This window comes from Nocardia sp. NBC_01388, from assembly GCF_045040085.1.
In the GTDB taxonomy this organism is placed as follows: domain Bacteria; phylum Actinomycetota; class Actinomycetes; order Mycobacteriales; family Mycobacteriaceae; genus Nocardia.
On sequence record NZ_CP109553.1, the window covers coordinates 773,534 to 788,037 of the forward strand.

The window sequence follows — 14,504 nt, forward strand, 5'->3', positions numbered from 1 at the left end:
GCTCAAAGAGAACGTGCTTTGTTTGCGAGGGTGGCCAGCGATTCGAGACCGTCGAGCACGGTCGGCACGGCCACTCCGAAGTCGATGAGGCAGGCGATCTCATCGGCGCCCGCGCGATGCAGGCTTTCGACCATCGGCAGCGCCGAATCGGGGGTGCCGAACAGTCCGCTGGTGCGGTAGTACCGTTCGAAGGCGAAGTCCAGCACCTTGTTTCGCGACCTGTCGTCCAGATCCTCGAGGGCCTCCGCGCCCCGGCGCCACAGATCGACGGAATCGGCGAGGTAGCTCTTGAACGGTCCCTGCACCGTCTGCCGCACCGCGGCGTCGTCGTCTCCGACGAAGGTGTGCAGCATGACCGTGACTTTTCCGGCGTCGGCATCGTGGCCGTGGTGGGCGCGCGCCTTGCGATAGGCGGTGATCTTCTCCGCCAGTTCGTCCACGGTCTGAAAGAGCAGGGCGGTCAGCACATTCGTGCCGAGCTCACCCGCCATCTCGAAGCGCTCCACACCGCCGCTGCAGGTGACCCAGGTGGCGAGGTCCGGCTGGATCGGGGTGGGGAAGATGCGCACCGATCGGGATTCGCCCACGCCGTTCGGCAGCGAGATCGACTCACCGCGCCACAGCTGCTGAATACTCTGCATACCGGATCGCGTGACGTCGACCCGCTCGCGGTAATTGTCCTGCGCCAGCACGAAATCGTCGGGGTTCCAGCCCGTGGCGAACGCGATATCGACCCGGCCGTCCGACAGATTGTCGACCACCGACCAGTCCTCGGCGACCCGCACCGGGTTGTGCAGTGGCAGCACCACACTGCCCGCCCGCAGTCGTACCCGCTGCGTGATCGCCGCCAGCGCCGCCGCCAGGACGGCGGGATTCGGGTACAGCCCGCCGAACTTGTGGAAATGGCGTTCCGGCAACCAGATCGAGCGGAACCCGTGCGCGTCGGCGAAGCGGGCGCTGTCGAACAGCAGCTGGTAGCGCTGCGAACCGGATTGCTGTGCGTCGCTGGCGAAGAAGAACAGACTGAAGTCGATACCCGCGCCGGCTGGGTGAGACTGCGCGCCGGGGGCGGCCGCCACGCCGGCGACCTGGACACCGGCGCCGGGGTCACGGTGTTTGGCTACCTGCTCGGCGAGATCGGCGACACAGATGCCGCCGTAGATGTCCTCGGCGGAGATCTCGACGCCGAATCGGTCCTCGAGGATCGTCAGTAGTTCGGCGGCTTTGATCGAATCGAGGCCGAGCGCGGTGAGCGGCGTGCGAGGGTCGACGGAATCGAGGCCCAGGCGGTGCGACGCCCATCCCAGGAGAAATGCCGTGGTGTCTGCGGTGTCCCGCGGCTCGCTCACAGGGCCCTCGATTCGAATTCGTTGGCGTACAAATGGCGTAGGTGCGATCGGCGGATCTTGCCACTGGTTGTCTTCAGCACTTTGCCTTTGCCCACGAATATCACTCGATACAGCGATACGCCGTGCTCACGACTGACGGCGGATTTGATCGACTCTTCGAGGGCGGCCATATCGTCCGCGAGTTCCTCCTCGACCTCCTGCAGGACGACCAGGCGTTCTTCTCCGTCTATCTCGATCGACAGCGCGGCACAGCCGCCGCGGCGAAGTTCCGCATGCGTGGACTCGATAGTCCACTCGATGTCCTGCGGGAAAAGGTTGCGCCCGTTGATGATCATGACTTCTTTGAGACGCCCGCAGATGAAAAGATGCCCGTCGACCATGAATCCGAGATCGCCGGTACGCAGATAGGGTGTGCCGCTTTCATTTTCGATCTGTGCCGAGAATGTGCGCTCACTCTCCTCGGGTTTGTTCCAGTAGCCCGCGGTGACGCTCTCTCCGGACAGCCAGATTTCACCGACCCGCCCGGGACCGGATCGTCGCAGTGTCCGGGGATCGATCATCGCCGCGGTGCCCGCCCGGACCGGTCCATAGTCGACCAGTTCTCGGCCGTTCGGCTTTTCCACGACGAAGCCCTTTTCCAGTTCCTCGCTCGCGAACGAACACGTGCGCAGGCCCGAGCCGGAAGGTCCGCCGCTGACATACAAAGTGGCTTCGGCGAGGCCGTAGCCGGGAGAGAAGCTCTCCGGGCGGAAACCGCTGCCGGCGAATTTATCGGCAAATGTTCTCAAGATGATCGGATTGACAGGCTCGGCACCGACGAAGGCGATGTCCCACTGCGACAGATCCAGCTGCTCGGCTTCCGCGCGCGACACTCGCTCGGCGCAAATGCCGTATGCCAGATTCGGACCGCCCGCAGTGGTATTCGTGTTTTCCGATATCTCACGCAGCCAGATGAGAGGATGGCGCAGGAACGTCAGCGGCGACATGAGCGTCACCGGATATCCGACGAAGAGCGGCGAAAGAATTCCCAGAATCATGCCCATGTCATGAGACGGTGGCAGCCAATGCACAGCCGAGGTGCTCTCGTTGTGCCCGAGGGCGCGCCGCTGGCACTCGAGGTTGTGGATGAGATTGCGGTGGCGCACCACCACGCCCTTCGGGCTTCCGGTGGAACCCGAGGTGTACTGCAGGTATGCGACGTCGTCGGCTGCGGGAACAGGTGTGTCCAGCAGCTGGAGCGAATTTCCGCGTTCGGCCGCCGTGCTGTCGATGATCTTCTCATCGGGCCAGCCGAGCAGGTCGCGAGCCACGGACGCGACCGACTGTGGCGCGACGACGGCAACAGCGCCACTGTCCCGCGTGATTGCCGCGACGGTCTCGGAATGCCGTTGCGAGGTAGGCACATACAGCGGCACGGCAATGCGCCGGGTCAGCAGGCAGGCGAGGAATGCGTGAATCATGTCCAGGCTCGGTGGGCAGAGCAGCAGGATTCGATCGCCCGGCGCACTGACTTCCTGCAACCCGGCGGCCAGGCCGACCACGCGGTCCAGCAGAAGTGCATAATCCTCGGCTTCGCGCTCACCGCGACCGTCGATAAATGTGTAGCCGACTCGTCCGGGTTGTTCGGCAGCGCGACTGACCAGAATGTCCGCCAGCGTCGACGGACGCTCCGATATTTTTTCATAACTCATCGACCTTCGACCTCCCGAGTCAGCAGCTTGTCGCTACACTGGATTAACGAAATTCAGGCGATACGCGTTACGCGTGGCCTGCAGAAAGTCACCCGGCAGCGGTGCGGATACGCTCCGCGCGCAGGGCATTCTTTTGGACAAGATTCCATCGGCCGAGTGGGCAGTGGCAGATCCGGAAATTGGTCTGATGACCATTTATGTCGGACCCGAACACTGCGCCAAAACGGCCGGCATTCGGCTGCCGCCATCTCTGACGTCGAAAGGTATTACACCATTGCGGATTACACGCGTATCGCGCCTCGCTGGAGAGTCTCGAAAAACGATTCTTCAGCGGCTCGGTGCTGCGGTGGAACGTATTGAACCAATGTATTTCGCTTTGCTCCTTTCATGGTGCGGCACAACGGCAGTGGTCCAGTGTTCCTCCTAGTTCGTCGCCGCGAGTGTTGTGGATGGGTCAAGTTTTATGCCGAATCCGCAAGGCGCCCTCGGAGGGTTGTTATGCACATTGCAGGGATATCGGACCGCTGCCCACGCCGGTGTTATCCGATTGTTGCCGAGAGGTCGGCGTCGATTCCGTCGAGAGAAGTAGGTCAGTCGTCGGGCCTGATTATGTGCGGGGGCTCCGCCCGACCTCACGCTGCTACAGCGCGACCGCGCCCGACGATCACGGTGCGGACAGGAGTCGGTGATGGTCACGTGAATCTCGGCGGCCTCCGGTGTTGCGGCCGGTGACGGCGGAGTAGCGTCGGCGGCTAGGCCTTGGTCATCCTGCGCGAGGAGCCTGATATGAATGCGACATCGACTCGTGCCGACGCCTTTGTCGTCTTCGGAATCACCGGGGACCTGGCGGCGAAGATGACCTTTCGCGCGCTGTATCGCCTCGAAGCGGCCGGGCGGCCGAAGTGCCCGATCATAGGGCTGGGACATGCGGATTGGTCCCATTACCGCCTTGTGAGGGCGGCGCAGGATTGTCTTCCGCCGCCCGCCACCGCCGGCTTTTCTGCCACGATCGCAGCAGGTCGACCCCAACCAGCTGGTCTTGCGGATCGATCCGGACCCCGCTCTCCGGCTGATCCTCGCCTCGCAGGGAGCGGCCGGCACGACCGCGCAGGCCGTGCACATGGATCTGCCTTTCGCCGCCGAACTCGGCCGGCCTCCCGAACCGTACGAGCGCCTGCTGCGCGATGCGCTGACCGGCGAGCACTCCCTCTTCACTCGCGAAGATGTCGTGGAGGAAACCTGGCGAATACTGCGGCCCATGATCGATCATCCGCCGAAACCGGTGTCCTACCCGCGGGGGTCGTGGGGGCCGATCGGCGCCGACGAGCTGCTGCGTGGTCATCCCGGCCGGCAACTGCCCTGGCTGCCCGACACCGGCACATGACCGAACCCTGCACGAATCCACGGCGGCCGACCCTACGAGCGGAGATCCGACGATGACCTCTACCGATCCGCGAGAACTCGGCGTTCTCGGACTCCCGCGCGGGATCCGCGCCTGCCTGTTCGACCTCGACGGGGTGATCACCGAAACCGCGAAGGTGCACGCCGCCGCGTGGCAGGAAATGTTCGACGCCTATCTGAAGACCCGGGCCGAGCGCGGCGATGAACCGTTCGTCGCGTTCGACCCGGTCGCGGATTATGACACCTATGTCGATGGCATGCCGCGCGCCGACGGCACCCGGGCATTTCTGAAATCCCGGGGAATCACTGTGCCCGAAGGCAATTCCGATGACCCGCCCGACGCCGAGACGGTGCAGGGCCTGGGCAACCGCAAGAACGAGATCGTGCTGCGCCGCATTCACGACGACGGGGTGCAGGCGTATCCGGGCTCGGTCGCCTATCTGGATGCGGTCCGCGCGGCCGGATTGCGGCGTGCGGTGGTGTCCTCGAGTACGAATTGCCGCGACGTGCTAGTCGCCGCCCACATCGAGGATCTGTTCGAGGAACGCATCGACGGCATCACCGCACAGCAGCGGCATCTGGCCGGTAAGCCTGCCCCGGATATGTTCCTCGCCGGGGCACGGGCGCTGGGAGTCGAGCCGGCGGAGGCGGTCGTGTTCGAGGACGCGCTGGCCGGCGTCGCCGCGGGTCGCGCCGGTGGATTCGGTTATGTGATCGGGGTCGATCGGGTCGGGCAGGCCGAGCAGCTCCTGGCGCACGGCGCCGACGTGGTCGTGACCGACCTGGCCGAGCTGCTGGGCACCGAATGATCCACCACCCTTCGTTCAAGATCGAGCCCTGGTGCCTGCGCGCGACCGGGCTGGATCTCGACATAATCGCGCAGGTGGAGTCGGTGTTCGCGCTGTCGAACGGGCATATCGGCTGGCGCGGAAATCTCGACGAGGGCGAACCGCACGGGCTGCCCGGGTCGTATCTCAACGGGGTGTACGAATTGCGCACGCTGCCGTATGCGGAGACCGGCTACGGCTATCCGGAGTCCGGTCAGACGGTCATCAATGTGACCAATGGCAAGCTCATTCGGCTGCTCGTCGACGATGAGCCCTTCGATCTCACCTACGGTCGAGTGGATGCTCACGAACGGTGCTTGGACTTCCGGGACGGGGTGCTGCACCGCAGTACCGACTGGGTATCCCCGGCAGATCGCGGTGTACGGGTGTCCTCGACCCGATTGGTATCGCTGGTGCAGCGCTCCATCGCCGCGATCCGGTACGAGGTGCAGGCGCTCGATCGGCCGGTGCGGGTGGTGGTGCAGTCCGAACTCGTCGCCAATGAAGAACTGCCGGCGCCGGACGCCGATCCGAGGGCCGGGCCGACCGATACCGCGCCGCTGGTGGGGGAGGAGCACGCGGCGAAGGGCACCCGCGCCGGGCTGGTGCATTCGACCCAGCGCAGCAGGCTGTATCTCGCCGCGGTGATGGACCATATCGTCGACGGGCCCGACTCCACGCAGGTCGAGTCGGAGAGCTTCCCGGATCTGGGGCGGGTGACCGTGACCACGGAACTGCAACCGGGACAACGGCTTCGGATCGACAAGTTCGTCGCCTACGGGTGGTCGGCAACCCGCTCCCTGCCCGCCGTGCGTGATCAGGTCGACGCCGCTCTCGCCGGTGCGCACCGTACCGGGTGGGACGCGCTGTGCGCCGAACAGCGTGACTACCTCGACGAATTCTGGTCTCGCGCCGACATTCTGCTCGAGGGCGATCCCGAAATCCAACAGGCGCTGCGGTTTTCGCTGTTCCACCTGCTGCAGGCCGGCGCCCGCGCGGAGGGCCGGGCGATTCCCGCCAAAGGCCTCACCGGTCCCGGCTACAACGGGCACTGCTTCTGGGATACCGAGTCGTACGTGCTGCCGGTGCTGACCCAGGTGGTTCCCGATGCGGCGGCGCACGCGCTGCGCTGGCGGCACGCCACCCTGCCCATGGCCACAGCGCGGTCCGTTCAGCTCGGTCTCGCGGGCGCCGCATTCCCGTGGCGCACGATCCACGGCGAGGAATGCTCGAGCTACTGGCCCGCCGGGACGGCCGCTTTCCACATCAATGCCGACATTGCCGACGCTGTCCTGCGCTACATCGACACCACCGGCGATCAAGCATTCGAGCGGGATATCGGAGTGGAGCTGCTGGTCGAAACCGCAAGGCTGTGGGCCAGTCTCGGCCACCACGACGCCGACGGCCGGTTCCGCATCGACGGCGTGACCGGTCCCGATGAGTACAGTGCCGTCGCCGACAACAACGTCTACACCAATCTGATGGCGCAGCAGAACCTGCGCGCCGCCGCCGACGCCGCCGCCCGGCACCCCGACAGGGCCCGCGAGCTCGGGCTCCACGAGGAGGAAACCGCCTACTGGCGCGACGCCGCCGAAGCCATGTACATCCCTTATGACAAGGCGCTGGGCATACACCCGCAGGCCGAGGGCTTCACCGACCATCAGGAGTGGGATTTCGCCGGTACGCCCGCCGACGGCTATCCGCTGCTGCTCAACTATCCGTACTTCGACCTGTATCGCAAACAGGTCGTCAAACAGGCCGACCTCGTGCTTGCCCTGTATCGCCGCACCGACGCCTTCACTCCGGATCAGAAAGCGCGCGACTTCGACTACTACGAGCGGCTCACCGTCCGCGATTCCTCGCTGTCGGCATGCACTCAGGCGGTGATCGCCGCCGAGGTCGGACATCTCAGTCTCGCCTACGACTACCTCGCCGAGGCCGCGCTCATGGACCTCGACGACCTCGAACACAACACCCGCGACGGTTTGCATATCGCCGCTCTGGCCGGCTCCTGGATCGCGGTGATCGCCGGGCTGGCCGGTATGCGAGATCAGAACCGCGCCTTGACCTTCGCGCCCCGACTGCCCGAGACCGTGACCCGCCTCGCCTTCACGCTCCACTGGCAGGGGCGGCGCCTCGCCGTCGACGTCACCGCGCAGGCCGTGACCTACACCCTGCGCGAAGGCGATCCACTGCACATCACCCATCACGGTCACGCGCTTACGGTGACCACCGAGCACCCGATCACCCAGCCGATCGCCGATACTCCGGCGCCGTCCCCGGTACCGACGCAACCGCCCGGGCGGGCTCCCACCCAGAGGCGTTCGTGACCTGTAGGTGCGCGGGCTCGTCAAAGTTCCGTCAAACCGGATGCGGCGGTCTTGCCCGGAGTTGCTCGATGGGGTGAACTCCCAGTTGTGACCACAACTGTCGGCCCTCGGCGCACGATGCGCGCTGTTGCCGGCGTTGTCCGGCATCGGGTCGAGCAGGTGCCGTCCGCATTGGAGCTCTTCGGCTTCCACAGTGAGGACGAGCCACCGAGTCCGGTGTAGCCGGTCGTCATTATCGGGAACGTGCTCTCGCTGGCGGTGTTGTGGCCGGCCATCCGCAAGACGGTGTGGACCTGGCCCGTGCAAATGGCGGGTGCGCTGTTGCTGCTGTCCGCATCCCTGCACGCGCACGTGCCCGGCAATGTGCTCAAGCAGCTGCTGTTCCTCGTGCTGGCCTGTTACGGCTGGCTGACGTGGACCCGCGGCACCCGGGACCATCGGGAACTGCTGGTGCGGCCGGGTTCTCGCAGGGAGCGGCTGACCCTGCTGGGACTGCTCGTGATCGGAACAGTGCTCGTGGCGGAACTGTTCGAGCACCTTTCGTGGCTGCATATCGCGTGGTCGCCGTGGGCCAATGCGTACGTATTCGTCGGCAGCGCCATTGCGACATTCGCGCAGAGCCGGGCGCTGGTGGACTTCTGGATCATCTGGATGCTGGTCGACCTGGTCGGTGTGCCGCTGGCGCTGAAGCCAGGGCTGTAGTCCTCGGGCGCCGTGTACGGAGTCTTCTTTGTGCTGGTGTTGCTCGGGTTCATTCGCTGGCGCCGCGAATACCGCGCTCGCCGAGACGGTTTCGTATTCTCCTGAGTGACATTGTGCACACAGTGATTGGCACGGAGGTGACGGCGGAACTTCAATAGTCGTTCTGCGTGTCCCCTTCGTGCTTTGTTTCGAAGCGCATACGATATCGGCGGTGTAGCGATAATGCTCGGCTCCAGCCGCCCGACCGTAAGCGCAAGGGGAGCGAATGAGGCATTCCGCCGGTGCGCGGATTCCCGTGTGGCTGGGAGTGATCGCGACAGCCGTCACTCTGATCGCTCTGCCCGCCGGGATCGCGAGCGCGGACTCGGGGTCGGCCGGATCGTCATCAGGATCGGCCGGATCGTCGTCGGGCTCGGCATCCGGGTCGTCCGATTGGATCGACGAATTCCCGTCCGGACCGCTACCCGCTCCGCGCGGGCCGGCCACCGCGATCGTCGTACTGGGCTACGGTCTGCTCCCCGACGGCGCGATGCGGCCGGAACTCGTCGAACGGCTACAAGCCGGATGCATCCAAGCATTGCTGGCGCCCGCCTCGCCCGTCATCCTCACGGGCGGCAATGCGCGCAACGGTGTCACCGAAGCGCAGGCGATGGGGGATTGGTTTGTCTCGCATGGCATTTCGGCAGACCGAATCCATCTGGAGCAGGACGCCCAATCAACCGCGGACAACGCCGACAATTCGGCAGCGATCATCCGCGAAATCGGCGCACGAGACGCCGTCGTAGTGACCTCGGCCGACCACATCGCCCGTGCTGTCAGGACATTCATCGAGGCGGGGGTAAACGTGGTGGGCACGGTGACGCCCGAGCAGGTACCCCGGTTCGACTGGCTCTACCAGTCGATGACCCACCGATAGCCCCGCCGGCCGATGTGAGCGGCTCAAATTCCGGCGGCTCAACAGTGGGGGAATCTGCGATCATTCGATGCCTTAGCTAATCCCGCTTTCAAGCTGTACCCGGTTGTTCAGGGGCTGACAAAGCGCATCCAGCGCGAGCGAGTCGTTATCGATCTAGTTCTTTTACCTGCTAAGGAGATTGGCTCAGGGGCTGCCGGAAATCAATTTGTTGGTTGGATCTTGGGGCGGCCTGGAGTTTTCGCTCGATACACTCGAGCGGGGCTCTACTATTCAGCCCTGGATCTCGAAAGACATTCTCACAGCACCGATCTCAGTTCCCAGAACCTGAAGGTATTCCAGTCCGGAATTCGACCCGATCGGCGTCGAAGCGCCGCAGGACGATCCGGCGACGACGGCACGATATCGGCCGTGGGCGCACCCAAACACACGACGTCGCCGTCTGCCTGCGAACGCCGGGGATTCGTCGGGCGACGGGATGCACTGGACACGCACCCCGTCCCCAGCGGTCGATCAGCCTGCGTTGGCGGTGCAGCGCGAGTCGAGCACGGTCGCCTGGCTCGGAGCCGAGCTACCCAGGTTGACCATCAGCGGACTCGGATCCGGGCCACTGGCGATCAACGCGTTGCGCGAGGCCTCGACGAGGGAGTTGCCCACACCGGTGTACAGCTCGCCGTCGCGATCGACGAGTGCGGCACAGCCGTTCACCCAGCGCACGGCGATGGAGCACTCCTGGCCGCACAGGTTCATGGCGTCCGCGTCCGCGGTGGACTGTTCCCCCGCGTTCACCGAGTAGGCGATGTGCCAGTTGTCGCCGATGACGGTCACCGCATAGGTGCCGAACATGTCGCCGGCCGCGTTGGCAACACCCATTCCGCCGGTGGACAGTGCCACGGCGGCTGCCGCCAGCACACCCAGCGCGGTTTTACGAGACAAGGTCATAGAGAATTTCTCCCCCTGGTAGATAAATCGAATCGTCGTGATTCTGACATAGCTGAACAGACACTCCGACCACCTGAATCGGTTGCCGTATCGGTCATTTCGTCACCGGACCCCGCCGAGACCTTGTGTCGGCGGCACCGGTTGCTGCACGTCTCGATTCCCGGTGGCGCCAACGCCGGTGCCGGACCGAGAATCTCCGCCACGGTGGTCATTCCCGCCGGATTCAGCGGCGCGGTCCACGCGCTATCCGGTGCCGACCCGGGTTCGTCGTTTCCGATGATTCGGGTGCTGACCCCGCCATCGGCGAGGGCGATGGCCAGCTCGTCCGCTACCTCCGCTGCGCAGCAGTTCGTCGCGACCACCTCGAAAACGGTTGCCGCAGCTCTGAGGAGTGTCGGGTCGGCGGGAGCTCAATTCGGCATCTGTGCCACGGCTGTACCGCTGAGCACGTGGCCGACTGTGTCACTTATCAATCGGTGGCGCAAAAGGGTTCGAAATGTGAAGGGGACGGTCAAGAATTCGAACGGCGGCAGGAACGACCAGGCGTGCGAATCGGTGTGCCGGGGTGCAGCAAACGCCTTGATCGTACCGAGCCAGACGCTTGAACCATGCTGTCGCAGAAGAAGTTCAGGAAGCCGGTAAGGGTATGCGCCGGCGCGGTGCAGGACGGGTGGTGCGGGCAGATCGGGTGGTCCACGATTGGTCCGGCGAAGAGCTTCGACGAGGGCGATTGGTCCGCGATTGGTCCACAGATTCTCTGCCTGCCGGGCGGTATGAAATCGCGGGGTCCGTTGACGCTGATCGGTGGGGAGACTTCCTTGTGGTGAGGAGGCGTACTGCGGGTCGTGAGCGCAGATCGAACGCGATGAATCGGCGACGGCAAACCAGCAGTGTCCGCGACCGGCCGCCGATGTCATCGGGTTGCGGCGTGGATCGGCGCTTACGAGGGAAAACGACGGCTGATGATGACCGCCGCGCAGGTGGAGGGGTCGTCGTAGAACGGGATGTGGCCGCAGCCGGCCAATATCAAATGTTGTGCGCGGGGCAGGGTTCGGCGTGCTTTGCGGCTTTGGGTGGGGCGGGTCAGGAGGCCGTCGCGGCTGCCCCAGGCGATCGTGATCGGGACTCCGGGGCCGGGGCCGCGGTGTCGGAACCTGTGCAGCGAACTCATGGAGGTATCGAGTCCGGGGGAGTTGAGGACGCCCAGGGCATCGTCCAGCGCGACGCTGGGGTCCAGCGCCCACGCCTTGCCCACGAACAATCCGAACAGCATGGTGCGCGTGACGGTATTGCGCAGGAGTGCGGGCAGTGCCGGGCGGATGGCGCGGCCCAGCAGGCGTATTCCGCGTACGGCCAGCTGGAACCACAGGCTGCCGGGGGTGGACCAGAAGCCGGTGGGGGAGAACGCCGTCACTGATCGGGCTTGGCCTCGGGCGGCCAGTTGCAGTGCGATGGTGCCGCCGAGGGAGTTGCCCGCCACGTGCGGATGGATGCCGAGGGCGAGGATGAGGTCGGACACTTGCTCGGTGAGTGCCTCGACGCTGGAATCGGTGCCGGGTGAGTTTCCGTAGCCCGGCATGTCGACGGCGATCACGTCGAAGTGTCGCGCCAGGTCCGTGATGATCGGGTCCCAGACCTGGCGGCGGCTGCCGACGCCGTGCAGTAGCACCAGTGGTTCGCCCTGGCCGGTGCGGAAGTAGTCGATATCGGTCATCGGTGACCCCTTACGCGGTGGTGACGGCCGCGGGGATGCGGTCGAACTCGTCGGGGCGGAATCGCCTTGTGGCCCAGGCGTATTCGAGGTGGGACTTGGGCCACATGGCGGTCACCCTGCCCTCCGCGTTGGTGTACCAGCCGGGGCAGTTGTCGGTGAAGACGGTCTTGTCCAGGCTGCGCTGCAGCCACACCTGGAAGTCGCTGTGCACGCTCTCGCGAACCTCGAGGGACGCGATCCGGCCGGAGGTCTTGTGCTCGATCGCCTGCCGGATGTAGTTGGCTTGCCGCTCCAGCAGGAACACAATGGAATTGGTGATGCTGTTGGTGTTCGGGCCGAAGAGCATGAACATATTCGGGAATCCCACGGTGGTCATGCCCAGGTACGCCTCGGCGCCGTGCTTCCACTGCTCACGCAGATCGCGGTTGTCGCGTCCGGTGATCCGGATCGGGGCCAGGAACTCGCTCGCCTTGAATCCGGTGCACCAGATCAGCACGTCCGCATCGACTTTGGTGCCGTCAGCGGTGAGTATGCCGGTGGGCGTGACCTTGTCGACCGCCGACCCCACCAGGTGGACATGGTCGCGCCCGAGTGTCGGGTACCAGTCGTTGGACAGCAGCAGCCGGTTGCACAGCATCTGGTAGCCCGGGAGGGCGGCGCGCCGCTCGGCCGGATCCGAAATGTGTTGGCGGATCTTGAATTTCACAATGTGCTCGTAGGCCCAGCGCACGGGCCGCACCTTGCGGGTCACCAGGGGCCAGCGGGTTTCGTAGGCCAGGAACAGCAGATTGTGGTGCTGGGCGCGCAGCCACGAACTGTGCCGCAGCAGTGCGACCTGGAATCGGCCGTGCACCCGGCGGGATTTGCCGATCACCCAATTGGGCGAGCGCTGCAGGACGGTCAGCTCGGCGACGCGATCGGCGATGGCTGGCACCAGTTGCACGGCCGACGCCCCGCTGCCGATGACGGCGACCTTCTTCCCGGTCAGGTCGACGTCGTGGTCGAATTGTGCGGAGTGGAACGATGGGCCCTCGAAGCTGTCGATCCCCTCCACCTGCGGCATTTTCGGGCGGCTGAGCTGCCCGGTCGCCATGATCACAACGTCGAAGGTCTGTGCGGGGCCGTGGGCGAACTCCAGTGTCCACGCGCCTCCCGCCTCGTCGTAGGTCGCCGCGATGACCTCGGTATCGAACCGGATATGCGGGACCAGGCCGAAATCTGCTGCCACGGACTGCAAATAGGACTTGATCTCATCGCAGCGCCCGAAGAGCGCGGACCAATCGGGTTTGAGTGCGTAGGAGAAGGAATAGATCGGTGACGGCACATCGCATGCCGCACCGGGGTAGGTGTTCTCGCGCCACACCCCACCGACTGACGAGGCGCGTTCGAAAACCGTGAAATCGGTGATCCCGGATCGCCGCAATTCGATGGCCGCCGCTAGTCCGCCGAAGCCGCAACCGATGATGGCGACCGACACGCCTGGTGTCATGCGATGTCTCCCGTTCGATCCGGTGCTGGTGAGGTTCTCCGCACCTTGTTAGCCTCAGGATAACAATAGTGGGCACGGGATCGTCAATGGCCCGATGTGTGGAGAGGCTCCGGTATGCGTGAGCTCTGGTTTCTGACGGAAATGAATGCCGCACCGGCGGAGACGTTTTCGTACCTCAATGCGCGCCGAGCGCTACCGCGGTGGTGCCTGGGCCTGGCGTCGCCGCTCGAGGTGGTCGACATTCGCGAGCCCGAATCGGTACGGCTGCTGACGCCGGGCGGCGCTGTGGGCGTGTCGTGGACGCTCGCGCCCGGCGGACCCGCGTGCACGCTCGCCGAATGCCGGATCGCCTACCGGCGACCGGCTTCCGCGGTGGCTGGACTGGCCGAGCGGCTGGCCCGGCCGCTCATCGACCGCTTGATCGCGGCAGCGGTTCTCGGCCTGCGCCGCGAGGTAGGGACCGTGCCCTGAGGTGGCGCGAATCGGTCAGGTTCGCGGACCGCGCTTGGGCCGGATCGACGGCGGCGCCATGATCGCCCCGATATTCGTCCACAGCGCGGTCGAGGTCTGGACCAGCAGAACTCGCACCTGATCGCGGGAGAGATGGCCCTCGGCAAGCCATTCGACCACCGCGGTCTCGGCGAGCGCGCCCAGTGCCCGGGCACACGATCGGACAGCGGCGGGCGCGGCGTCGGGATCGTCGAACATTGCGCGCAATGCCACGTCGACCGCATCTTCTTTCGAGGCCTGCACCATAGCGGCCGCCTCTTCGTCCGGACCGAAGGACGAGGCCAGCCGGATGGCGGCCAGATAGGCCTCACGTTCGCGCTCGACCTCGATCAGCCAGCCTTCGACGCTCTCGGTGAGCGCATCCTCCAGCCGGCCGCTGGCGGCGAGTTCCGGGATGGGCGGCAGTACCGGAATGCGCACGGTGCTGCGGATGACCTCCAGGTACAGCTGCCTTTTGGTGCCGAAGTAGTGGTAGAGCAGCCCCCGATTGATGCCGAGTTCGTCGGCGATCTCGGCGGTCGACACGGCATCGTAGTGCTGGGTGGAGAAGCGCTGGCGCGCGGCGGCGAGAATTTCGACCTTCCGGGCGGCCGGGGTCGATCGCTTGAAACGCGGTGTGGCTGTTGCCACCTGGCA

12 protein-coding genes and 1 pseudogene are annotated in these 14,504 nt (G+C 65.2%); 7 read left to right on the forward strand and 6 right to left on the reverse strand.

The window, feature by feature from the left end; translation table 11 throughout:
- Positions 1 to 2 precede the first annotated feature (2 nt).
- A complete protein-coding gene (locus OG716_RS03605; RefSeq protein WP_405136258.1) occupies positions 3 to 1,349 on the reverse strand; it encodes a MupA/Atu3671 family FMN-dependent luciferase-like monooxygenase in 1,347 nt (448 codons plus the stop codon).
- A complete protein-coding gene (locus OG716_RS03610) occupies positions 1,346 to 3,040 on the reverse strand; it encodes a fatty acyl-AMP ligase (protein ID WP_405136259.1) in 1,695 nt (564 codons plus the stop codon). The genes OG716_RS03605 and OG716_RS03610 overlap by 4 nt, the downstream gene beginning before the upstream one ends.
- Before the next feature lie 786 nt (positions 3,041 to 3,826).
- On the opposite strand from OG716_RS03610, the pseudogene OG716_RS03615 reads away from it, so the two are divergent.
- The 6 genes and pseudogenes from OG716_RS03615 to OG716_RS03640 all read left to right on the forward strand — a co-directional run.
- Positions 3,827 to 3,997, forward strand: a pseudogene (locus tag OG716_RS03615) (glucose-6-phosphate dehydrogenase); the annotation flags it as partial.
- 10 nt (positions 3,998 to 4,007) lie between these two features.
- Positions 4,008 to 4,424, forward strand: a complete 417-nt coding sequence (locus tag OG716_RS03620) for a hypothetical protein (protein ID WP_405139503.1) — start codon at positions 4,008 to 4,010, stop codon at positions 4,422 to 4,424.
- 52 nt (positions 4,425 to 4,476) lie between these two features.
- Positions 4,477 to 5,250 carry a beta-phosphoglucomutase family hydrolase gene (locus OG716_RS03625; RefSeq protein ID WP_405136260.1) on the forward strand — a complete coding sequence of 258 codons (774 nt, stop codon included), beginning with the start codon at positions 4,477 to 4,479 and terminating at the stop codon, positions 5,248 to 5,250.
- Positions 5,247 to 7,598, forward strand: a complete 2,352-nt coding sequence (locus OG716_RS03630) for a glycoside hydrolase family 65 protein (RefSeq protein ID WP_405136261.1) — start codon at positions 5,247 to 5,249, stop codon at positions 7,596 to 7,598. The genes OG716_RS03625 and OG716_RS03630 overlap by 4 nt, the downstream gene beginning before the upstream one ends.
- A gap of 234 nt (positions 7,599 to 7,832) precedes the next feature.
- A complete protein-coding gene (locus OG716_RS03635) occupies positions 7,833 to 8,300 on the forward strand; it encodes a nicotinamide riboside transporter PnuC (protein ID WP_405139505.1) in 468 nt (155 codons plus the stop codon).
- A 265-nt stretch (positions 8,301 to 8,565) separates the two neighbouring features.
- A complete protein-coding gene (locus OG716_RS03640; protein WP_405136262.1) occupies positions 8,566 to 9,216 on the forward strand; it encodes a YdcF family protein in 651 nt (216 codons plus the stop codon).
- A 510-nt stretch (positions 9,217 to 9,726) separates the two neighbouring features.
- Here OG716_RS03640 and OG716_RS03645 read toward each other — a convergent pair.
- The 3 genes from OG716_RS03645 to OG716_RS03655 form a co-directional block, all read right to left on the reverse strand.
- On the reverse strand, positions 9,727 to 10,155 hold the full coding sequence (locus OG716_RS03645; RefSeq protein WP_405136263.1) for a DUF4189 domain-containing protein: 429 nt from the start codon (positions 10,153 to 10,155) through the stop codon (positions 9,727 to 9,729).
- 940 nt (positions 10,156 to 11,095) lie between these two features.
- A complete protein-coding gene (locus OG716_RS03650) occupies positions 11,096 to 11,869 on the reverse strand; it encodes an alpha/beta fold hydrolase (protein ID WP_405136264.1) in 774 nt (257 codons plus the stop codon).
- A gap of 10 nt (positions 11,870 to 11,879) precedes the next feature.
- Complete coding sequence (locus OG716_RS03655; protein ID WP_405136265.1) at positions 11,880 to 13,358, reverse strand: flavin-containing monooxygenase; 1,479 nt, start codon at positions 13,356 to 13,358, stop codon at positions 11,880 to 11,882.
- Between the two features lie 114 nt (positions 13,359 to 13,472).
- On the opposite strand from OG716_RS03655, the gene OG716_RS03660 reads away from it, so the two are divergent.
- Entirely contained in the window at positions 13,473 to 13,829 is a 357-nt protein-coding gene (locus tag OG716_RS03660) for a hypothetical protein (protein ID WP_405136266.1), read from the forward strand.
- A gap of 15 nt (positions 13,830 to 13,844) precedes the next feature.
- On the opposite strand, the gene OG716_RS03665 is transcribed toward OG716_RS03660, so the two are convergent.
- A complete protein-coding gene (locus OG716_RS03665) occupies positions 13,845 to 14,498 on the reverse strand; it encodes a TetR/AcrR family transcriptional regulator (protein ID WP_405136267.1) in 654 nt (217 codons plus the stop codon).
- Positions 14,499 to 14,504: the final 6 nt, after the last annotated feature.